At 62.3% G+C, this 19540-nt stretch carries 19 protein-coding genes and 1 tRNA gene; 15 read left to right on the top strand and 5 right to left on the bottom strand.

Going from position 1 to position 19540, the window contains the following annotated elements; genetic code table 11:
- The first annotated feature begins 61 nt into the window (after positions 1–61).
- The 8 genes from NDO55_RS11455 to NDO55_RS11490 all read left to right on the top strand — a co-directional run bounded on the left by NDO55_RS11455 (position 62) and on the right by NDO55_RS11490 (position 7859).
- Entirely contained in the window at positions 62–1594 is a 1533-nt protein-coding gene (locus tag NDO55_RS11455) for an acyl-CoA carboxylase subunit beta (protein ID WP_252115321.1), read from the top strand.
- On the top strand, positions 1591–2112 hold the full coding sequence (locus NDO55_RS11460; RefSeq protein WP_252115322.1) for a hypothetical protein: 522 nt from the start codon (positions 1591–1593) through the stop codon (positions 2110–2112). Before NDO55_RS11455 ends, NDO55_RS11460 begins: the two co-directional genes overlap by 4 nt.
- Positions 2109–2528 carry a methylmalonyl-CoA epimerase gene (mce, locus tag NDO55_RS11465; protein WP_252115324.1) on the top strand — a complete coding sequence of 140 codons (420 nt, stop codon included), beginning with the start codon at positions 2109–2111 and terminating at the stop codon, positions 2526–2528. Before NDO55_RS11460 ends, mce begins: the two co-directional genes overlap by 4 nt.
- Entirely contained in the window at positions 2528–2767 is a 240-nt protein-coding gene (locus tag NDO55_RS11470) for a hypothetical protein (RefSeq protein ID WP_252115326.1), read from the top strand. Before mce ends, NDO55_RS11470 begins: the two co-directional genes overlap by 1 nt.
- Entirely contained in the window at positions 2764–3252 is a 489-nt protein-coding gene (locus tag NDO55_RS11475; protein WP_252115327.1) for an RDD family protein, read from the top strand. The genes NDO55_RS11470 and NDO55_RS11475 overlap by 4 nt, the downstream gene beginning before the upstream one ends.
- A 10-nt stretch (positions 3253–3262) precedes the next feature.
- Positions 3263–5389 carry a methylmalonyl-CoA mutase gene (gene scpA, locus NDO55_RS11480; RefSeq protein WP_252115328.1) on the top strand — a complete coding sequence of 709 codons (2127 nt, stop codon included), beginning with the start codon at positions 3263–3265 and terminating at the stop codon, positions 5387–5389.
- On the top strand, positions 5386–5778 hold the full coding sequence (locus NDO55_RS11485) for a hypothetical protein (RefSeq protein ID WP_252115329.1): 393 nt from the start codon (positions 5386–5388) through the stop codon (positions 5776–5778). The genes scpA and NDO55_RS11485 overlap by 4 nt, the downstream gene beginning before the upstream one ends.
- Positions 5779–5849: 71 nt before the next feature.
- Positions 5850–7859 carry an acetyl-CoA carboxylase biotin carboxylase subunit gene (locus NDO55_RS11490; RefSeq protein ID WP_252115330.1) on the top strand — a complete coding sequence of 670 codons (2010 nt, stop codon included), beginning with the start codon at positions 5850–5852 and terminating at the stop codon, positions 7857–7859.
- A 42-nt stretch (positions 7860–7901) separates the two neighbouring features.
- Here NDO55_RS11490 and NDO55_RS11495 read toward each other — a convergent pair whose 3' ends face one another.
- The 3 genes from NDO55_RS11495 to NDO55_RS11505 form a co-directional block, all read right to left on the bottom strand.
- A complete protein-coding gene (locus NDO55_RS11495; protein WP_252115331.1) occupies positions 7902–8630 on the bottom strand; it encodes a CPBP family intramembrane glutamic endopeptidase in 729 nt (242 codons plus the stop codon).
- 20 nt (positions 8631–8650) lie between these two features.
- Positions 8651–10594 (bottom strand): S9 family peptidase, encoded by a 1944-nt coding sequence (locus tag NDO55_RS11500; RefSeq protein WP_252115332.1) that lies wholly within the window; start codon positions 10592–10594, stop codon positions 8651–8653.
- 92 nt (positions 10595–10686) lie between these two features.
- Complete coding sequence (locus NDO55_RS11505; protein WP_252115333.1) at positions 10687–12048, bottom strand: alkaline phosphatase PhoX; 1362 nt, start codon at positions 12046–12048, stop codon at positions 10687–10689.
- Positions 12049–12143: 95 nt separating this feature from the next.
- Here NDO55_RS11505 and putP point away from each other — a divergent pair, with 95 nt between their 5' ends.
- The 7 genes from putP (at position 12144) to NDO55_RS11540 (ending at position 17765) form a co-directional block, all read left to right on the top strand.
- Positions 12144–13613: a sodium/proline symporter PutP gene (gene putP / locus NDO55_RS11510; RefSeq protein WP_252115335.1), complete on the top strand. Its 1470-nt coding sequence runs from the start codon at positions 12144–12146 to the stop codon at positions 13611–13613.
- Between the two features lie 45 nt (positions 13614–13658).
- Entirely contained in the window at positions 13659–14138 is a 480-nt protein-coding gene (locus NDO55_RS11515; protein WP_252115336.1) for a phage tail protein, read from the top strand.
- A 105-nt stretch (positions 14139–14243) separates the two neighbouring features.
- Positions 14244–15347, top strand: coding sequence for an S-(hydroxymethyl)glutathione dehydrogenase/class III alcohol dehydrogenase (locus NDO55_RS11520; protein ID WP_252115338.1), 1104 nt, complete (start codon positions 14244–14246; stop codon positions 15345–15347).
- A 9-nt stretch (positions 15348–15356) separates the two neighbouring features.
- Positions 15357–15746: a VOC family protein gene (locus NDO55_RS11525; protein WP_252115340.1), complete on the top strand. Its 390-nt coding sequence runs from the start codon at positions 15357–15359 to the stop codon at positions 15744–15746.
- The gene (gene fghA / locus NDO55_RS11530; protein WP_252115342.1) at positions 15746–16594 is read left to right on the top strand and encodes an S-formylglutathione hydrolase; all 849 of its coding nucleotides are present in this window, start codon (positions 15746–15748) and stop codon (positions 16592–16594) included. Before NDO55_RS11525 ends, fghA begins: the two co-directional genes overlap by 1 nt.
- Positions 16595–17422 carry a universal stress protein gene (locus NDO55_RS11535; protein ID WP_252115344.1) on the top strand — a complete coding sequence of 276 codons (828 nt, stop codon included), beginning with the start codon at positions 16595–16597 and terminating at the stop codon, positions 17420–17422.
- Between the two features lies 1 nt (position 17423).
- On the top strand, positions 17424–17765 hold the full coding sequence (locus NDO55_RS11540) for a cupin domain-containing protein (RefSeq protein WP_252115346.1): 342 nt from the start codon (positions 17424–17426) through the stop codon (positions 17763–17765).
- An 87-nt stretch (positions 17766–17852) separates the two neighbouring features.
- On the opposite strand, the gene NDO55_RS11545 is transcribed toward NDO55_RS11540, so the two are convergent.
- A complete protein-coding gene (locus NDO55_RS11545) occupies positions 17853–19229 on the bottom strand; it encodes a C1 family peptidase (RefSeq protein WP_252115348.1) in 1377 nt (458 codons plus the stop codon).
- 171 nt (positions 19230–19400) lie between these two features.
- Positions 19401–19476: transfer RNA gene (locus NDO55_RS11550), tRNA-Glu, on the bottom strand.
- Between the last annotated feature and the right edge of the window lie 64 nt (positions 19477–19540).

Here is a 19540-nt window from a genome sequence, read left to right on the forward strand (position 1 = left end):
TGACGGCACCGCGCCCGCTGTGCCACCGCCTGCCTCGTCATTTTGAGAGGGTTTGGACTTCATGGGCACGACGATCGAGGAGCTGGAAGCACGGCGCGAGGCCGCGCGGATGGGCGGCGGGCAGAAGCGTATCGATGCGCAGCATGCCAAGGGACGCCTGACCGCCCGCGAACGCCTCAATGTCCTGCTCGACGAAGGCAGCTTCGAAGAGATCGACATGTTCGTCGAGCATAACGCCACCGACTTCGGCATGGACAAGGTCCACTATCCGGGCGACGGCGTGGTCACTGGTTCGGGCACGATCAACGGTCGGCTCACCTATGTCTTCGCGCAGGATTTCACCGTGCTCGGCGGCTCGCTGTCGGAACGGCATGCGGAGAAGATCTGCAAGATCATGGACGCTGCGATGAAGGTCGGCGCGCCGGTCATCGGCCTCAACGATTCGGGCGGCGCGCGCATCCAGGAAGGCGTCGCCTCGCTGGGCGGCTATGCCGAAGTGTTCCAGCGCAACGTGCTGGCCTCCGGCGTCGTCCCGCAGCTTTCGGTCATCATGGGCCCGTGCGCGGGCGGGGCGGTCTATTCGCCAGCCATGACCGACTTCATCTTCATGGTCGAGGATACGAGCTACATGTTCGTCACCGGCCCCGAAGTCGTGAAGACGGTGACCAATGAGGAAGTCACGCAGGAGGAACTGGGCGGGGCGATCACGCACACGCAGAAATCGGGCGTCGCCGACGTATCGTTCGACAATGATATCGATGCGCTGCTCGCGACGCGCGAATTCTTCAGCTACCTGCCCGCCTCCAACCGCGACGCGGTCCCGGAAATCCCGACCGACGATCCGTGGGACCGCGAAGAGCCTTTGCTCGACCAGATCATCCCCGACAGCGCCAACCAGCCCTATGACATGCACGAGGTGATCAAGAAGGTCGCCGACGAGGGCCGCTTCTTCGAAATCCAGCCCAAACATGCCGCGAACATCATCGTCGGCTTCTGCCGGATCGAGGGGCGCACGGTGGGCGTGGTCGCCAACCAGCCGATGGTGCTGGCGGGCGTGCTCGACATCAATTCATCGAAGAAGGCGGCGCGCTTCGTGCGCTTCTGCGATGCCTTCGAAATCCCGATCCTGACCTTCGTCGACGTGCCGGGCTTCCTGCCGGGCGTCGGGCAGGAGCATAACGGCATCATCAAGCATGGCGCGAAACTGCTCTTCGCCTATGCCGAGGCGACCGTCCCCAAGATCACCGTCATCACGCGCAAGGCGTATGGCGGCGCCTATGACGTGATGGCCTCCAAGCATCTGCGCGGCGACGTCAATTATGCCTGGCCGAGCGCGGAGATTGCGGTGATGGGCGCGAAGGGCGCGGTCGAGATCATCTTCCGCAAGGATCGCGACGATCCCGATAAGATCGCGGAGAAGACGGCAGAATATGAAGAACGCTTCGCCAACCCCTTCGTGGCGGCGTCGAAGGGCTTCATCGACGACGTGATCATGCCGCATTCGACGCGCAAGCGGGTGGCGACGAGCCTGCGGAAGCTCCGCGACAAGGCGCTGGAAAATCCGTGGAAGAAGCATGACAATATTCCGCTATGATGCTTGGTGAAACTGAACTTGCGCTAATTCTTCCTCTTCTAACGCTGGGGATCGGTTATCTCTTCGGAGCGAGACGCGATGCTGCAAAGCTTAATAAGGAAAAGCGCACTCAAGCTTATCTAGATTTTCTGAATCTCGGCGCTTGGACTGGGCGCCCGGAAGTTCACGCCATCTTTAAGAAATTTGCTGAGCAAACGCCGTTGCCCTCACACGAGCAGCAAATCTTCACGGAGCTGGAAACGAAATATTCTGATCTGAATGGTCGGCTGTTGCTGTACGGCTCACCAGGTTTCTTGAAGAAGCTAGTAACTTACTACGACGATTTTCCGGGAGGCTGGATCGCAGAAGGCGGTGAGGATGCCTACGCCGCCCTTGTCGCAGAAATGCGCAAGGACAGTACCTCGCGATCCTACCGAGGATATCGCGACCACGTAAAATCGATTCACTTGTCTGGTGTCCAAAGGCGCCGCGATAAATTGCAAGACCAAGTGAAGTCAGGAGAGCTGAAAATCCCATGAAACTAGGCCGCCTCAACCATGTCGGCGTTGCGACGCCGTCCATCGCCGACAGCATCGCGCATTACGAAGCGACCATGGGCGCCAGCGTCACCATGGAGCCGTTCGACCTGCCCGCGCAGGGGGTGAAGGTCTGTTTCGTCGATACGCCGAACAGCCAGATCGAGCTGATCGAGCCGCTAGGCGAGAATAGCCCCATCCACAAATTCCTCGAGAAGAACCCGTTGGGCGGGCAGCATCATCTGTGCTTCGAAGTGCCCGATATCGAGGAAGCACGCGCCTGGTTCGAAGGGATCGGCAAACGCATCCTCGGCCCGACCCGCACCGGCGCGCACGGCACGCCGATCTTCTTCCTGCATCCCAAGGATATGGAAGGGGTTCTCACGGAAATTATGGAATCGCCGAAGCAGGCGCACTGATGTTCGGCGAAGGACGTCCCGAAGAAATCCTGGTCGGCATCGTGTCGGCGGCGCTGGCCGTCTTGCTCGCGATCCGCATCCGTCATGCGCTCACCAAGGGCGTGGTGCCGATCTACAAGAAGCGCATCTCTCGCAGCGAAGTGGGCGAGGCGAAGTTCAATTTCGTCGTCATCGCCAATGCGGTGGGGATGCTGCTGCTTCTCTGGATTTCGGCAGACCTTATCTTCCAGATCCGATGAAGCAGCCGGTTCGCCGCCTCGCCGCGTTCGGCTTCGACTATCTGCTGATTGCCTGCTGGGCCGTCTTCGTCGGGCTGGTGAGCGTCGCGACCGGGCTTCACGAGAATCTCGACATGAGCAGCTGGGCCGGGCGCGCCGGGGCGCATCTGGTCGGCTTTCTCTCGCTGACGCTGCCGGTTATCGCTTATTTCGCGCTCACCGAAGGCGGGCCCAAGCGCGCCAGCCTCGGCAAGCGGGCGCTCAAACTTCAAGTAGAGGGTAACCGCACCTGGCTGCGCAACATCGTGAAATTCCTGCCGTGGGAAATCGCCCATGCCGCGATCTGGTGGCAGGATGCGCAGCCCTTCGTGGACCCGATGCCGCCCACCAACATGGCGGTCTCGGTCGCTGCCATGCTGATCGGCCTCGCCTATGTGGCGAGCCTGTTCGTCGGCGATGGGCGCACGCCCTATGACAGGCTGGCAGGAACCCGCGTGACGCGCTAACAGGCGCGCCATGACCAAGCGTGACGAATGGGCCCAGAAGGCCGAGAAGGAAGCACGGGGCAAGGACCTCGCCGTCGAGACCCCCGAGGGCATCAAGCTGAAGACCGTTTACGGGCCCGAAGACGCGCCCGATGCGGACCCCGGTTTCCCCGGCGTCGCGCCTTACACGCGTGGCCCTTATGCGACCATGTATGCGGGGCGTCCCTGGACGATCCGCCAATATGCGGGCTTTTCGACCGCCGAGGAATCGAACGCTTTCTATCGCCGCAACCTCGCGGCGGGGCAGAAGGGCCTGTCGGTCGCCTTCGATCTTGCCACCCACCGCGGCTATGACAGCGACCATGAGCGCGTCGTCGGCGATGTCGGCAAGGCGGGCGTCGCGATCGACACGGTCGAAGACATGAAGCTCCTGTTCGACGGCATACCGCTCGACGAGATGAGCGTGTCGATGACGATGAACGGCGCGGTGCTGCCGGTCATGGCCTTCTACATCGTCGCGGGCGAGGAGCAGGGGGTCGATCGCGCCCAGCTGTCGGGCACGATCCAGAACGACATCCTCAAAGAATTCATGGTGCGCAACACCTACATCTATCCGCCCGCGCCCTCGATGCGGATCGTCAGCGACATTATCGGCTATACCAGCGCGGAAATGCCGCGCTTCAACAGCATTTCGATCTCGGGCTATCACATGCACGAGGCCGGGGCGACGGCGGTGCAGGAGCTGGCCTACACGCTGGCCGACGGGGTCGAATATGCGCGCACCGCGATGGAAGCGGGGCTGGAACTCGACAAGTTCGCGCCGCGCCTTTCCTTCTTCTTCGGCATCGGCATGAATTTCTTCATGGAGGTCGCCAAGCTGCGTGCCGCGCGCACGCTCTGGGCCGAACTCATGGAGGGGCTGGGGGCGAAGAGCGAGAAGTCCAAGCTGCTGCGGACGCACTGTCAGACCTCGGGTGTCTCGCTCACCGAGCAGGACCCTTATAACAATATCATCCGCACGACGATCGAGGCGATGGCCGCGACCTTGGGGGGCACGCAGAGCCTGCACACCAACAGCTTCGATGAAGCCATCGCGCTGCCGACCGATTTCTCGGCGCGGATCGCGCGTAATACGCAGCTGATCCTGGCCGAGGAAAGCGGGATTACTGCGGTCGCCGATCCGCTTGGCGGGTCCTATTATGTCGAGGCGCTGACGGCTGAGCTGGTTGAGAAGGCCAAGGCGCTGATCGACGAAGTCGAGGCGGCGGGCGGCATGACCAAGGCAGTCGCCGAGGGCCTGCCCAAGCGCCGGATCGAGGAAGCGGCTGCCCAGCGCGCCGCAAACGTCGATACGGGCGAGACGGTGATCGTCGGCGTCAACCGCTACCGGCTGGAGGACGAGCCCGAGATCGACATTCTCGACATCGACAATGCCAAGGTCCGCGCCAGCCAGATCGAGCGCATCGAACGCGTCAAGCGCGAGCGCGACGAGGACAAGGTGCAGGCGGCGCTTGATGCGCTGGAAGATGGCGCGAAGGGCGACGGCAATTTGCTGGCGCTCTCGGTCGATGCGGCCCGCGCCCGCGCCACGCTCGGCGAAATCAGCCATGCGCTCGAAAAGGTCTTCGGTCGCTACGACACCGTGCCGCAGCCGGTTTCGGGCATTTACGGCCAGCGCGCCGACGCTGCGTGGGAAGCCGCAAAGGAAGGGACCGGCGCGGTGACGCAGCGCCTCGGTCGCGCGCCAAAGATGCTGGTCGCCAAGATGGGGCAGGACGGCCATGACCGCGGCGCCAACCTCGTGAGCTCGGCCTTTGGCGATCTCGGCTTCGATATCGTCGCGGGTCCGCTCTTCCAGACCCCGCGCGAAGCCGCCGAAATGGCGGTCGAGGAAGCCGTCGACGTGGTCGGTGCCTCGAGCTTGGCGGCAGGCCACAAGAGCCTCATCCCCGAGCTGATCACTCATCTGAAGGATATGGGCCGCAGCGACATCAAGGTCGTCGCTGGCGGTGTCATCCCGCCGCAGGATTATGCCTATCTGCGCGACAAGGGCGTGCAGGCCATCTTCGGTCCCGGCACCAACCTCGCCGACGCTGCCCGCGACGTGCTGAGCCTGCTCGGCCACAACATGCCGCCGGTCGGGGAGGACGAAGAGTGAGCGAACAGGAGCAGGAGATTTCGACAGAAGTCGAGCAGCCGGCGTGGAAGATTCGCCAGGCCAAACTTCGCGGGGCGGACACAGAACATCTTGGCTACGACTTTCTGAAGACGGTCATGAATGTGTCCCTATTGTCGCTCGGCGCCGTGCTCACCCTAGGCGAAACGGCCTATGCCGACCTCATTCCCGATTGGGGCCTCTTCGCTTCGATCGGCCTGATCGCACTGGCCGGCATCAGTTCATTCATTGCGCTCCAAGAGATGGTTCGTCTCTTCAACGGGGTGATCGAGCAAAGCCAGACGCTGCGTTTCCTGGAGCCTATTGCGCCGACGTTGTTCGGTGGGGGGATCAGCCTGTTCGTGGGGCTGGCGATCGGCATTTTCGGCTAGGTTGCCTTGCCCTCGCCGGCCCATGACGGCATAGGCGAGTTACGTCACGAGAGGGCCCGAGCGGAGACCGCATGTTCAAGAAAATCCTGATCGCAAACCGGGGCGAAATTGCCTGCCGTGTGATGCGCACTGCCAGCCGCATGGGGATCAAGACCGTCGCGGTCTATTCGGATGCCGACGCGCATGCGCCGCATGTGATGATGGCCGATGAAGCGGTGCATATCGGGCCCGCAGCGGCTGCGGAAAGCTATCTCGTCGCCGACAAGATCATCGCGGCGTGCAAGGAAACCGGCGCTGAAGCCGTTCATCCGGGCTATGGATTCCTGTCCGAGCGGACCAGCTTTGCCGAAGCGCTCGATGAAGCCGGCATCGCCTTTATCGGACCGCCGGCTGGCGCGATTGCGGCGATGGGCGACAAGATCGAATCCAAGAAGCTCGCCAAGGAAGCGGGCGTCAACGTCGTGCCGGGCTATCTCGGCGAGATTGCCGATACGGACGAGGCGGTGAAGATCGCTTCGGATATTGGCTATCCGGTGATGATGAAGGCTTCTGCCGGTGGCGGCGGCAAGGGCATGCGCCTCGCCTATAGCGAACAGGATGTGCGCGACGGGTTCGAGGCGACCAAGCGCGAAGGCCTCAACAGCTTTGGCGACGACCGCGTCTTCATCGAAAAATTCATCGAGGATCCGCGCCATATCGAGATCCAGCTGATCGGCGACAAGCATGGCAACATCGTCTTTCTGGGCGAGCGCGAATGCTCGATCCAGCGCCGCCACCAGAAGGTGATCGAAGAAGCGCCGAGCCCCTTCGTCACTGACAAGATGCGCAAAGCGATGGGCGAACAGGCCGTCGCGCTGGCCCGCGCGGTGGATTACCATTCGGCGGGCACGGTCGAATTGATCGTCTCGGGTGCCGACAAGACCGGTGAAAGCTTCTACTTCCTCGAGATGAATACCCGCCTCCAAGTGGAGCATCCGGTGACCGAGGAGATTACCGGCGTCGACTTGGTCGAGCAGATGATCCGCGTCGCCTTTGGCGAGAAGCTGCCTTTCGCGCAGGATGACGTGACCTATGACGGCTGGGCCATCGAGGCCCGTGTCTATGCCGAGGATCCCTATCGCGGCTTCCTGCCCTCGACGGGTCGCCTGACCACCTATTCGCCGCCCGCAGAGATGCGCAGCGAGGATGGCGTGGTGCGCGTCGACGACGGCGTCACCGAAGGCGGCGAAGTCTCGATGTTCTACGACCCGATGATCGCCAAGCTGATTACCCATGGCGCGACGCGCGACGAGGCGATTGACCTGGCAGTGGAAGCGCTGGATGCGTTCGAGCTGGAAGGCCTCGCCGACAATGTCGATTTCCTTTCGGCGCTCTTGCAGCATGACCGCTTCCGTTCGGGCGAGCTGACGACGGGCTTCATTGCCGAGGAATATCCCGAAGGCTTCGAGGGCGCACCGACCGATGACGAACTGCGCACCGACCTTGTCGCGATCGCGGCCGTCGTCGCGATGACGCACGAAACGCGCATGAGCTTGATCGACGGCCAGCTGGGCGATCCAGTGTTCCCGTCGATGGAACAGGTCCTGTTCCTCGATGGCGCGCGGCATGACGTGACCATCGATCCCTATGATGGTGGGACCCTGATCGGCATCGGCGATGACGAGCAGGTCGATGTCATCGCCGATTATTCACCGGGCCAGACCCTGATCGAGGCCGATTGCGACGGGCGCCACCGCATCGTGCAGGTCGCGCATAATGGCCGTGGCTTCCACCTGACGACGCGCGGGGCGAAGCATCACGCCCGGCTCTATGCGCGCGACGTTGCCGATCTTCTGGCGCACATGCCCGAAAAGGTCGCGCCCGACCTGTCGAAGTTCCTGATGGCGCCGATGCCGGGCCTGCTGACCAAGCTTCAGGTGGCCGAAGGCGACAGCGTCGAAGCGGGCCAGCCGCTTGCCGTCGTCGAGGCGATGAAGATGGAAAACATCCTCCGCGCCGAAAAGGCCGCCACGGTAAAGGCCATTCCGGTCGAAGAAGGCGCGAGCCTGCAGGTGGACGAAGTCATCGTCGAATTCGAATAGACCATTCAGTCGGCAACGCGGCGTTCTGCACCAATGCAGGCGCTAGTTGGCCGTCCTTTGGAAAAACCACCGACGCTTCGCTAATAGGAGCAGCAACGCGCCGCAGCTCAAGATGGCGATGATGATGTTGAGCGCCAAGAGCGATTGTTCCTGGTTGGAGGCGTTCGCCGCCCAGAAGGTCGCGCCATTGAAGCTGCCGTGGATCAGGATGGCGAGCGGGAGGCCGCCGCGCAGGCGGAAGCAGGCATAGGTCATGAGGATCGACAGGGCGATGCAGAGCAGCGGCAGCGTCGGGATGAAGAGCAATTTCGGCCCGTGCCACAGGCCCCAGAACACACCAACAATCATCGACGCGACCAGCGGGTTGGCGACCTGCATCAGCTTGGGCGTGAGATAGGCGCGCCAGCCAATTTCCTCAGGGATCGCCGTGATGACGATCTGGATTGCAAACAGCGCGAGCGCGGACTGCCATTCGGGAAGCGGCGGGGGGCCGATGGCGGCCGAGACGGCTGCGGCCAGCGCATAGAGCCCGAGCGGGACGAGTAGCCACCAAGCTTTGACTTGCGTGTCACGAAAGCGCTCGGCGAGCCATTCGAATGGCCTCTGCTTGCGGACCATCCACAGGGCCGCGACGGTCGGTCCGATGATGGCCAGGCCCTCCACCCACCGACCGAGCAGTGGGACGAGCGGCATGGTGGCGAACCAGACGGCGTAGGTGACTGCAACGGCTAGCAGGAAATAGTGCGCGCTGTCGCGCCACGGCGTTGTCATGTCTGTTGCGTCGGCTCGGCTCAGTTGGTGCCGATATGCTCGTCGAGGAAGGCGACATAGGCGTTGCTGGCGGCAATGCGGTTCTCGCGCTTGCGGAAGCCATGGCCTTCATCCTCGAACAGGACATATTCGACCGGCACGCCATTGGCCTCGATCGCGGCGACCAGCTCGTCGCTTTCGACCTGCAGCACGCGCGGGTCGGTCGCGCCCTGGACCACCAGCATCGGCTTGGTGATCTGGTCTGCATGGAAGAGTGGGCTGATCGCGCGATGGCGTTCCTCGTCGGTGGCCGGGTCGCCCATTTCGTCATAGAGCGCGACGCGGTTGGCGCCCCACCATGCCGGGATCGACTTCAATGTGCGCACCCAGTTGGTCACGCCGAAAATGTTGATGCCGGCATCGAAGACTTCGGGGTGGAAGGCGAGTGCCGCGGCGGTCATGTAGCCGCCATAGGAACCGCCCATGACGGCGATGCGGTCATTGGCGATCCAGTCCATCGACTGGAGGAAGTCCTTGGAGGCGACCACGTCCTTCAGGTCGACATCGCCATGCTTCTTGTCGTCGAGATGGAAGAAGGTCTTGCCGTAGCCCGAGCTGCCGCGATTGTTGATCGCGTAGACGGCATAGCCGTGATTGACGAGGTGCTGGACCTGTGCGCGATAGCCGCGGGTCGACTGGCCGCCGGGACCGCCATGGACAAGCACGACGGCGGGCGCGGGATTGTCGGCGCTGGAGCCGTGCGGGCGATAGAGGATGCCCGGGATTTCGAGGCCGTCATAGCTTTCGAACCGCGCGACGCTGGCGGTGACGAGATGATCTTCGTCGATCGCGGGGTTGAGGGCGGTGGTAAGGCGGCGCGCTTCGCCGCTGTCGAGATCGGCGACATAGATGTCGGACGGCGAAGTGTCGGACGACAAGGTGAAGGCGATCCGGCCCTCATCGGCATCGAAGCGGATGCCGTTGATATTGCCGTCGGGAAGGCCGCTCAGTTCGACCGTCTCGCCGCTTTCCGTATCCTCGATGGTAACGCGGCTCAGCGCGTCTTCGTTGACGCCGACGACCTGGTAGCGGCCGGATTTGGAATGGCTGATATAGCCGATATCCCAATCGGCTTTTTCATATTCGGCGCGCTCGCCGCTTTCGAGGTCATAGGTCCACGCCTCGCGCCATTCGCCATGCTCGTCGGTGGCGTAGATGAGTTTGCTGTCGTCGCGGGTGAAACCGAACGAACCGTAGCGAATATTGCCCTCATGCTCGGTGATGAGCTGCGGTGTCTTGTCGTCGGCAGCGAGGTCGACGAGGAAGAGGTCGCTGTCGGCGCTCGAATTGTTTTTCTGGAGCGCCATCCAGCGGCCATCGCCCGAAATGCCGGCGGGGAAGTAGCCGTCATTCTCGAAGATCATCTCGCGCGAATAGTCGCTCGCATCATAAGCGTAGACGTCGAAATTCTGCGGATCGCGCTCGTTGGTGGCGATGTAGAAGGTCTCGCCGTCGGCGCTGAAGCCGGCAAAGTTGGCCTTGTGCCCGTCGCCCGGCGTGAGGTCGCGGACCGAGCCGTCTTCCTCGCGGACCCAGACATGGTTCAACTCATCGCCGCTATCGTCGGCTGTGTAGAGGATGCGGCCGCTGCCAGGAATGAAGCTGATCGCGAAGGTCGCGTCATCGGTGCTCTCGGTGAGCGGGACAGGGTCGCCGCCATTGAGCGGGAGGAGCGAAGCGTTGAAGACGCCGCTCGCATCGGAATTGATGAGCACGGCATCGCCGTCGGGCGAGAAGGCGCTGCCCAGCCCGCTGCCGGCGAGGCTGTAGGACACGCTGTCGTAAAATTGTTCGGCGCTATAGCGGGGGACTTCATAGTCGAGCGTCACGGGCGCCTCCGGCTGGTTGGATGATCCGGTCTGGCCGCAGGCCGTCAGCAGCGCCAAGGCGGCGGCCGATGCGAACAATGTGCGCTTGATGGTCATGATGTTCCCCTCGCTCTTCGTATCAAGCGGCAACGAATATCAGACCCATATCGGCCTGCGGAAGGGCAGGATGCCCCCGTTTGTCGAAAAGCTCAGGCGCGCAGGGTTTCCCAGGGGCCGGTGATGGCCAGCGTGATGCCGGGTTCCTGGATGTTGACGAACATGGTCTTGCCGTCGGGCGCGAAGCAGGCACCGCAAAACTCGCTATTCTCGTCATGGGCGTTGCGGGCGAAATCGTAGATGCGGCCCTCCGGGGTCACTCCGCGCAGATACTGGTCGCCGACGCCGTCCTCGCAGACGATCAGGTCGCCCCACGGCGCGACTGCCAAATTGTCGCAATATTCCATCGTGCCGGCGCCGGGGCTTTCGAAAAACAGGGTGAGCGTCCCGCCATCGCCGGTCTCGTCCGGCGCGTAGCGAAAGACCTGCCCGACGCCGGCCCTGCCGCCCGAGGTGCAGGTGAAGAAAATGTCGCCCTGTGCCCCGCCGGGCCGGTGGCCATAGGCGATCCCTTCGCCGCGCTTGAACATCGCCGCACCCGCCGCCTGGGCGCGACGGGCAAGATCGGCCTCGGGGGCCTCGACATCGTCGAGCGTGATCCAGCGCGCGGCATAGGCTTTGCCCTCGACCAATGTGGGCCTCGACCCGTTGCTGGTATCGGCATGAGGAATGTCAGACAAAACGAGCGCCTGTAGCGTGCCGCCGTCGGCCAAACGTCCCGGGACGTCAGGAATGAAGCGGTAGAAACAGTCCTCGTCATCGTCTTCGGTCATGTAGACCATGCCGCTGGCCGGATCGACGGCGCAGGCTTCGTGGCTGAAGCGGCCCATGGCCTTCAGAGGCACAGGGTCGACCGGTCCGTCGGCCAGCGCGGGGACTTCGAACACGAAGCCGTGCGGCTTGTTGCCGACATCGGTGGTTTCCTCGCAGCTCAGCCAACTGCCCCAAGGCGTCGCGCCGCCGGCGCAATTGATTTTGGTCCCGGCCAAGGCGAGGAAGTCGCGTTCAACGTGGCCCGTGGCAAGGTTGAAATGGGTGATGGTGACGCCGCCATGATAGGGGCGCCCGGTATCAGGCCGCGTGCCGTAGAATTCGCCCTCATAAAGGTCGAGCAGCCGGTCATCCTCGCCGAACGCGCTCTTGCTCTCCCAGGTTGGGATTTCGTGATTGGAGGTGAGGATGACCATGTCCTCGCGGCCCGGCATCGCAAAACAAGCCATGCCGTCGGGCCGTCCGGGGCGCAACAAGCCGTCCGTCATGGTCGAGCCGGTGCGTGCGACGATCCGGTAGGAGAAACCCTCTGGCAGGTCGAGAATGGAATCGGGATCGGCAACCAATGCCATGGTGCGATTGGTCGATGGGATGTTGCGGTTTCGCCATGCCGTCAGGCCGCCAAAAGCGGCGGCTGCCACACCGACCGAGGTGCCGACCATCGCGCGTCGTGAGATTTTCATGGTGTCATTCCTAACACGGCCCAGCTGTGCTGTAACTATAATACAGTCGGAACAAGCGGTTTACGCAGGCCCAAATGATCCATAGCGTCGCGCGCATGCAAACAGGGACACTGATTTCACTCGCCGCCTATTTCATCGTCATGATCGGAATCGGCTTCTACGCCTATCGCAAGTCGACCGACACGAGCGAGGGCTACATGCTCGCGGGGCGCAACCTCCATCCGGCGGTCGCGGCCTTGTCCGCGGGCGCGAGCGACATGTCGGGTTGGCTGCTGCTGGGCCTGCCGGGCGCGCTCTATGCCGCGGGCCTCGTCGAGGCTTGGATCGGCATCGGCCTGTTCATCGGCGCGCTCGTCAACTGGATCGTGGTCGCGCCGCGGCTGAGGAAGCAGACCGAGGAGCGCGGCAACGCGCTCACCATCCCCGAATATCTCGCCAACCGCTTCCCCAATCAGGCCGTGGCGCTGCGCGTCACCAGCGCGATCATCATCGTGCTCTTCTTCGCGGTCTATACAGCGGCCGGCCTCGTCGGCGGCGGCAAGCTGTTCGAGACGAGCTTTGCCGGCATGCTGCCCGGGCTCGGCATGAGCGATTATATGACTGGCATCTGGATCACCGCATTGGTGGTGCTGGCCTATACGATGGTCGGCGGCTTCCTTGCGGTCAGCCTCACCGATTTCGTGCAGGGCATCATCATGGTGACGGCGCTCGTCGTCATGCCGTTGGTCGTCATGTTCGGTGCCGGCGGCGAGGGCGGCGGCAGCATTGCCGATGTGCCTGTCGAAGGCTTTACGGACCTGACCAAGGGGCTGACGCTCGTCGGCTGGATCAGCCTGATGGCCTGGGGTTTGGGCTATTTCGGCCAGCCGCACATCATCGTGCGCTTCATGGCCGTAAGGAGCGTCGCGGCGGTCAAGACGGCGCGCAATATCGGCATGAGCTGGATGGGCGTTGCGCTGATCGGCGCGATCGGCGTCGGCATTGCGGGGCGTGCCTATACCGAGCGCAACGGCATCGTCGTCGATGATCCGGAAACGATCTTCATCGTGCTGGCCAATACCTTGTTCCACCCGATCGTCACCGGCTTCCTGCTCGCCGCCTTGCTCGCCGCGATCATGTCGACGATCAGCTCGCAATTGCTGGTCGCGTCGAGCTCGCTGACCGAGGATTTCTACCGCTTGTTCCTGCGCAAAGATGCGAGCGAGCGCGAGCGGGTCAATGTGGGCCGTGTCTGCGTCGCGCTGGTGGCGGTTGCGGCGATCATGATCGCCAGCGATCCGGACAGCCAGGTGCTGGGCCTCGTTTCCAACGCCTGGGCGGGCTTCGGCGCGGCGTTCGGACCGCTCATCATCCTGTCGCTGACCTGGAAGAAGATGACCGGTGCAGGCGCGGTTGCCGGTTTGGTGACTGGCGCTGCCGTCGTCATGGGCTGGATCGCGACCGGCGCGAGCGATGGCCTGTACGAGATCGTGCCGGGCTTCATCGCGGCGTGGGTCGCAATCTGGCTGGTCAGCCTTGCGACCCGGCCCGAGGCGTCGACAGCCGGCGGCACGGAGCAGGCCTAGGCAAAGATTAAGTCGTACGGAGATTCAAAAAGGAGGAGAACGCGTATGCAGTCGAAGAAGTTGATGGCCGCACTTGGCGCGGCAATGACGATGGCCTTAGCAGCACCGACCCCTGCGGCCGCGCAGGATGCAATGCTCGGCGAAATCCGGCCATTCGGTTTCAATTTCTGCCCGCGCGGCTGGGCGCCGCTAGACGGTCAATTGCTCGCAATTTCCCAATATACCGCTCTATTCTCACTGCTGGGGACTTATTATGGCGGCGACGGTCGGACCACCTTCGCACTTCCCGACATGCGCGGTCGCGTCATGGTTCACGAAGGAACGGGACCGGGCCTGCCGCCGGCCCGGCTTGGCCAGACTAGCGGGACTGTGGAAACCGCCCCTCGGAGCGTGCCGGTCGCACCGCAACGCGGTAATCGTGAGGGGGACACTGCGGCCTCGACCGATCCGGTGAACAACATGCAGCCCTATCTCGTAGTCAATTGGTGCATTGCGCTGCAAGGCATCTACCCGTCGCGCAACTAGCAGCCTCAATGCATTATGGCGGCGGCGCGCCTTTCTCCTTGAGGGGCTGTCTTGCGGGGCGGTTCCGGCTGGCCTAGCAAGGGCGCGAAAGAGGGAGAGCCAGTCATGAAGACGCGCGCCGCCGTTGCGTTTGCCGAGAAACAGCCGCTCGAGATCGTCGAAGTCGATCTTGAAGGGCCCAAGGCCGGCGAGGTGCTGGTCGAGATCAAGGCGACCGGCATCTGCCATACCGACGCCTATACCCTCGACGGCTTCGACAGCGAGGGCATCTTCCCTTCGATCCTCGGCCATGAAGGCGCGGGCATCGTCCGCGAGGTTGGGCCCGGCGTGACCAGCGTCGCACCCGATGACCATGTCATCCCGCTCTACACGCCCGAATGCCGACAATGTAAAATGTGCCTTTCGGGCAAGACCAACCTGTGCAGCGCGATCCGCGAGACGCAGGGCAAGGGACTGATGCCCGACCGGACCAGCCGCTTCTCCTACAAGGGCGAGACGATCTTCCATTATATGGGCTGCTCGACCTTTTCGAACTTCACCGTCCTGCCCGAAATCGCCGTGGCCAAGATCCGAAAGGACGCCCCGTTCAAGACCAGCTGCTATATCGGTTGTGGGGTGACCACGGGCGTCGGCGCGGTCGTGAATACCGCCGACGTGCGTCCGGGCGACAATGTCGTCGTCTTCGGGCTTGGCGGCATCGGTCTCAACGTCATCCAGGGCGCCAAGATGGCGGGCGCAGCGCGGATCGTCGGCGTCGACATCAATCCCGACAAGGCCGAATGGGGCGAGAAATTCGGGATGACCGACTTCATCGACGCGCGCGACGGCAGCGTCGTCGAGAGAATCGTCAACATGCTCGACGGGGGTGCGGATTACAGTTTCGACTGCACCGGCAATGTCGAGGTCATGCGCCAGGCCTTGGAATGCTGTCACAAGGGGTGGGGCACAAGCATTATCATTGGCGTGGCCGAGGCCGGCAAGGAAATCGCGACGCGGCCCTTCCAGTTGGTCACCGGCCGCAACTGGCGCGGGACCGCGTTCGGCGGGGCCAAGGGCCGCACCGACGTGCCCAAGATCGTCGATTGGTACATGGATGGGCGGATCGAGATCGATCCGATGATCACCCATGTCCTCGAGCTTGAGGATATCAACAAGGGCTTCGACCTCATGCATGAGGGCAAGTCGATCCGAAGCGTCGTCGTTTACTAGGGAGACTCTATGTTCAGCCATGTCATGGTCGGTGCCAACGACCTCGATGCCAGTCGCGCTTTCTACGACGCCACAATCCAGGCGATCGGCGGCAAGCCGGGACGAAGCGACGATCGTGGTCGTACCAGCTGGATTCACAATGGCTCGGTCTTCATGCTGACTCAGCCGATCGACGGCGAGGCGGCGACACCGGGCAACGGCATGACCATCGGCTTCCTGTGCGACAGCCCCGAAATGGTCGACAAATGGCACGAAGTCGGCGCCGCGACCGGCGGCCAGCCGATCGAGGACCCGCCGGGTATTCGTGCCAATCCGTTCGGCCAGCTTTACTTGGCTTATCTGCGCGATCCGGCTGGCAACAAGCTGTGCGCCATGTATCGCCCGCCGCGGGAAAAGTAATGAGCATCGAGACCGTCGACAGCTGGGTTTCCCATGGCGGCCGCCAGGGCGTCTATCGTCACAAGAGCGAGGCGACCGGCACCGAGATGACTTTTTCGGTGTTCGTGCCGCCGCACCTTGAGGGCACGCAGTTGCCGGTGCTCTGGTATCTGTCGGGGCTGACCTGCACCCATGCCAACGTCACCGAAAAGGGCGAGTATCGCGCGGCCTGCGCCGAGCATGGCATCATCTTCGTCGCGCCCGATACGAGCCCGCGCGGCGAGGGCGTGCCCGATGACAGCGCTGGCCATTGGGATTTCGGGCTGGGCGCGGGTTTCTATGTCGATGCCACGCAAAAGCCCTATGCGGCCAATTATCGCATGTGGAGCTACATCAGCGAGGAACTGCCCAAGATCATCGCCGAATGCTTCCCAGCTGACATGAGCCGGCAGGCGATCAGCGGCCATTCTATGGGCGGTCACGGCGCGCTGGTCGCGGGCTTGCGCGAACCGGGGCGCTACCGTTCGGTCTCGGCCTTTTCGCCGATCGTGCATCCTTCGAGCGTGCCGTGGGGCAAGAAAGCGTTCGAGCTTTATCTCGGCGAAGAGCGCAAGGATTGGCGCGCTTATGATGCGGTCCAGCTCATCGAGGACGGGCACAAGCGCAAGGAATTGCTGGTCGATGTCGGGACAGAGGACCCGTTCCTCCACGAACAACTTTGCCCCGAAGCGCTGGAGGCCGCCTGTGGCGGGGCGGGGATCGGTCTTACGCTGCGGCGCCAATCGGGCTACGACCACAGCTATTATTTTGTATCCACGTTCCTGGCCGATCATGTCGCCTGGCATGCGGCCCGGTTGAAAGGCGATTAGATGAAAACGATCCTTCTCCACGTCCAGGACGATCCGCGCGTCGATGTGCGGGTGGAGAATGCACTGGCGCTGGCGCGCTCGTGCGATGCGCATCTCGATGTGCTCCATGTCACTCCCGACGATGTCGCGGCCGTGTTCGAAAGCTTCGGCGGTGTCGAGGCTAGCGGCGACGGCCTAAAGGCGTTCGAGAAGCGCGAATGCGAGCTCGAAGAGCGAGTAAAGAAGGAGCTCTCCAACGAAGATGTGAGCTGGGAATATTTCCGTGAGACGGGCTCGATCCTGAACAGCATCGCCAACCACGCCGCACTGGCCGACCTCATCGTCGCTGGCCGCGCGGCGCATCGCGACAAGGATGATGACACCGCGATCGCCTTGCTCGGTGACCTGCTGACCAATTCGCGCACGCCGGTCTGGCTGCGCGGTGACGAGCAGGAGCGCTACAATCCCAACTGCATCGCCGTGATCGGCTGGGACGGCAGCTTCGAAGTGGCCAATGCGGTGCGCGGCGGCATTTCGGTGCTGCAGCAGGCCAGCGAAGTCCATGTCGTGCGCGTTACCGACAAGGGCGCGGAAGTTGCGGCTGGCATGTATCCGGTTGATTCCGTGCTCAAATATCTGTCGCGCAATGGCGTACATGCCGAATATTCGCGCATCGCCAAGGTCGACGGGAAAACCGTCAACGCGCTGCTCGACTTTGCCGAGAAGAAGGGCGCGGGGCTGCTGACGGTCGGCGGCTACAGCCACAGCCGCATCGGCCAGCGCCTGTTCGGCGGGGTGACGCGTTCGCTGCTGACGAGCTGCCCCATCGCGCTGATGATCGCGCACTAGGATGCTGGCATTGCTGATGACGCTGGCGGCGGCCCACCCGCTGCCCGATCCGCTCGCCGCCGGCTGGCAGGGCGAGCCGGTGTGCGAGAAGCTGCACGAGGATGCGGAACAGCGCGTGCTACGCTGCTCCTTCCCGCCGGGCGTCGGCCATGAGCGCCATTATCACGACAAGCATTTCGGCTACGCCTTGTCGGGCGGCCGCATGCGCATCACCGATGCGAGCGGCACGCGCGAAGTCGATCTGGCCACGGGCTCAAGCTATGCGAGCGATGGCACCGAATGGCACGAAGTCGTCAATGTCGGCGAGACCGACGTCATCTACCTGATCGTCGAGCCAAGATAACGGCGCTCGATTTCGTACTATAGGCCTCGCGGAAACGTCACACGAATTTGGTGCGATGTCGCCTGTCAGCCGTTCAGTCGCCCCGATCTAGAGTCGAAGCATTATTGCTTGGGCAGGACCCTCCGCTACCCCGAAGTCATCAATGAACAATGTCGGCTTTGCGACCACGTTGGATATGATCAATGGAAAGCCCGGCGGGACAGGCCATGGAGGAGCGCAACCGCTATTAATTGCGCGTGGGACATTTATGGCACAGTATGGGATGAAGGCGTACCAACTGACCGTAATCCCAGTGCCGTCTAGTGACAGGTAAGGAGTGCCGAAGGCAGCTTGTCCCGATGGCAGAGCAAATTGTGGCAGTAACGCTTGGATCTTGGTCCCGTCTGCGAACTCGAGAGGGACTACGATTTGCGCTGATCCTGTGACCCCTTCAGGCACGGTTACCGTGCCCGTCAGCCGCATGCCCAATGCACCGGTCATGCCGTCGAGATAGGTTAAGTGGGTAAAGCTTTGATCGGTGCTGCAGATCATGCTTTGGCAAACTGGTGCAATGGTGATTGTTGCATCGCTGGCAGTAAGTTCGGGTGCCTCCCAGATGTCTATGGGCGTTTCGAGGTCAACGCGCTCGACTGGCTTGGCTTCCACCCCTTCGAGATCAACCGCGATATAGGCCTCGTTTACGACGAGGCTAAAGATGCCGTAGTCTATCCAACCATATCCTTCCGACCCCCATTGGCGGCCCCAGCTATTGATGACCTTGAAGGCGTTTCGTTCATCGTTATAGCCCACAACCACCATGGCATGGTTTCCGCGGAAGCTACCGACTGGCTGCCGCCAGACTTCGCCGGCGGGCAAATCAATGAAGTTTTGATAAGTCTTAGCTCCGATAATGACGGGAAAGCCCTTTACAAGCTGGGCTTTAACTTCATCGGGATTGTAAAAATTCACCGTGCGATACCCGTCAATCTTGAATGGCAACGCCGCCTCGCTTGCGGACTCTGGGATGGAGGTGAAGGGGTTGGGCGTATACGGCATCGCGCTCAGTGGAGCAGCGCCCTGATCGCGCAGAATGTTGAAGGCAGGCGCAAATAGCGCCCCATTGTCTTGCCCTCCATTGATCTGATTGTAGACAAAGGAAGGGCTGAAAACCCGGCTAGCATCGATTGAGCCGGGGCCATTCATGAACTCCCATTCTTGATCGAACTTTTCCTGATAGGTTTTGAGCGCATAAGCCACGGCCCAACCGACACAGCTATTTTGCTGGCCTTGGTCGCCGGGCGGCGGCATGTGAGGGCTTAGATCAGTTTGGCTAGGCAATTGCTCCCCAATAAAGGGAACCTTGGCGGTGGGAATGGAACCGTACTTCTCCGCTGGCGCAGGAATTAAGCCGAAGCTGACGTCTTGCGCATGCGCTGGGCCGGTGCAGACGAGGAAGGCCAAAAGTGCCGCAATGTATCGCATCATGTCCCCCGATCAAATTGCTGTTGATCGCTAACCTGATATAAGTTGAACGGCGTTGCAAGTTCGCGATATAGCGAAGGCTCGCGTGACCGAAGTCTCGATTGGTCGGGGCACACTCTCTCAAGCGGCCAAAAAAAAAGCGCCCCCGGTGAGGGAGGCGCTTCTTGTGCTGGATGGTGACCCCTACGGGACTCGAACCCGTGTTTTCGCCGTGAAAGGGCGACGTCCTAGACCGCTAGACGAAGGGGCCACACCAGTGGTGTGCGGCGCGAACTAAGGGGTGGGCGCAGATTCGTCAAGCGGCTTATTGGCGC

Origin of the sequence: Sphingomicrobium sediminis, from assembly GCF_023805295.1 — a bacterium.
Taxonomy (GTDB): domain Bacteria; phylum Pseudomonadota; class Alphaproteobacteria; order Sphingomonadales; family Sphingomonadaceae; genus Sphingomicrobium; species Sphingomicrobium sediminis.

What these genes read in the sequence shown, in the direction of transcription:
- NDO55_RS11455 (WP_252115321.1), top strand. Translation starts at nt 62, where the DNA reads ATGGGCACGACGATCGAGGAGCTGGAAGCACGGCGCGAGGCCGCGCGG.
- NDO55_RS11460 (WP_252115322.1), top strand. Translation starts at nt 1,591, where the DNA reads ATGATGCTTGGTGAAACTGAACTTGCGCTAATTCTTCCTCTTCTAACG.
- mce (WP_252115324.1), top strand. Translation starts at nt 2,109, where the DNA reads ATGAAACTAGGCCGCCTCAACCATGTCGGCGTTGCGACGCCGTCCATC.
- NDO55_RS11470 (WP_252115326.1), top strand. Translation starts at nt 2,528, where the DNA reads ATGTTCGGCGAAGGACGTCCCGAAGAAATCCTGGTCGGCATCGTGTCG.
- NDO55_RS11475 (WP_252115327.1), top strand. Translation starts at nt 2,764, where the DNA reads ATGAAGCAGCCGGTTCGCCGCCTCGCCGCGTTCGGCTTCGACTATCTG.
- scpA (WP_252115328.1), top strand. Translation starts at nt 3,263, where the DNA reads ATGACCAAGCGTGACGAATGGGCCCAGAAGGCCGAGAAGGAAGCACGG.
- NDO55_RS11490 (WP_252115330.1), top strand. Translation starts at nt 5,850, where the DNA reads ATGTTCAAGAAAATCCTGATCGCAAACCGGGGCGAAATTGCCTGCCGT.
- NDO55_RS11495 (WP_252115331.1), bottom strand. Translation starts at nt 8,630, where the DNA reads ATGACAACGCCGTGGCGCGACAGCGCGCACTATTTCCTGCTAGCCGTT.
- NDO55_RS11500 (WP_252115332.1), bottom strand. Translation starts at nt 10,594, where the DNA reads ATGACCATCAAGCGCACATTGTTCGCATCGGCCGCCGCCTTGGCGCTG.
- NDO55_RS11505 (WP_252115333.1), bottom strand. Translation starts at nt 12,048, where the DNA reads ATGAAAATCTCACGACGCGCGATGGTCGGCACCTCGGTCGGTGTGGCA.
- putP (WP_252115335.1), top strand. Translation starts at nt 12,144, where the DNA reads ATGCAAACAGGGACACTGATTTCACTCGCCGCCTATTTCATCGTCATG.
- NDO55_RS11515 (WP_252115336.1), top strand. Translation starts at nt 13,659, where the DNA reads ATGCAGTCGAAGAAGTTGATGGCCGCACTTGGCGCGGCAATGACGATG.
- NDO55_RS11520 (WP_252115338.1), top strand. Translation starts at nt 14,244, where the DNA reads ATGAAGACGCGCGCCGCCGTTGCGTTTGCCGAGAAACAGCCGCTCGAG.
- NDO55_RS11525 (WP_252115340.1), top strand. Translation starts at nt 15,357, where the DNA reads ATGTTCAGCCATGTCATGGTCGGTGCCAACGACCTCGATGCCAGTCGC.
- fghA (WP_252115342.1), top strand. Translation starts at nt 15,746, where the DNA reads ATGAGCATCGAGACCGTCGACAGCTGGGTTTCCCATGGCGGCCGCCAG.
- NDO55_RS11535 (WP_252115344.1), top strand. Translation starts at nt 16,595, where the DNA reads ATGAAAACGATCCTTCTCCACGTCCAGGACGATCCGCGCGTCGATGTG.
- NDO55_RS11540 (WP_252115346.1), top strand. Translation starts at nt 17,424, where the DNA reads ATGCTGGCATTGCTGATGACGCTGGCGGCGGCCCACCCGCTGCCCGAT.
- NDO55_RS11545 (WP_252115348.1), bottom strand. Translation starts at nt 19,229, where the DNA reads ATGATGCGATACATTGCGGCACTTTTGGCCTTCCTCGTCTGCACCGGC.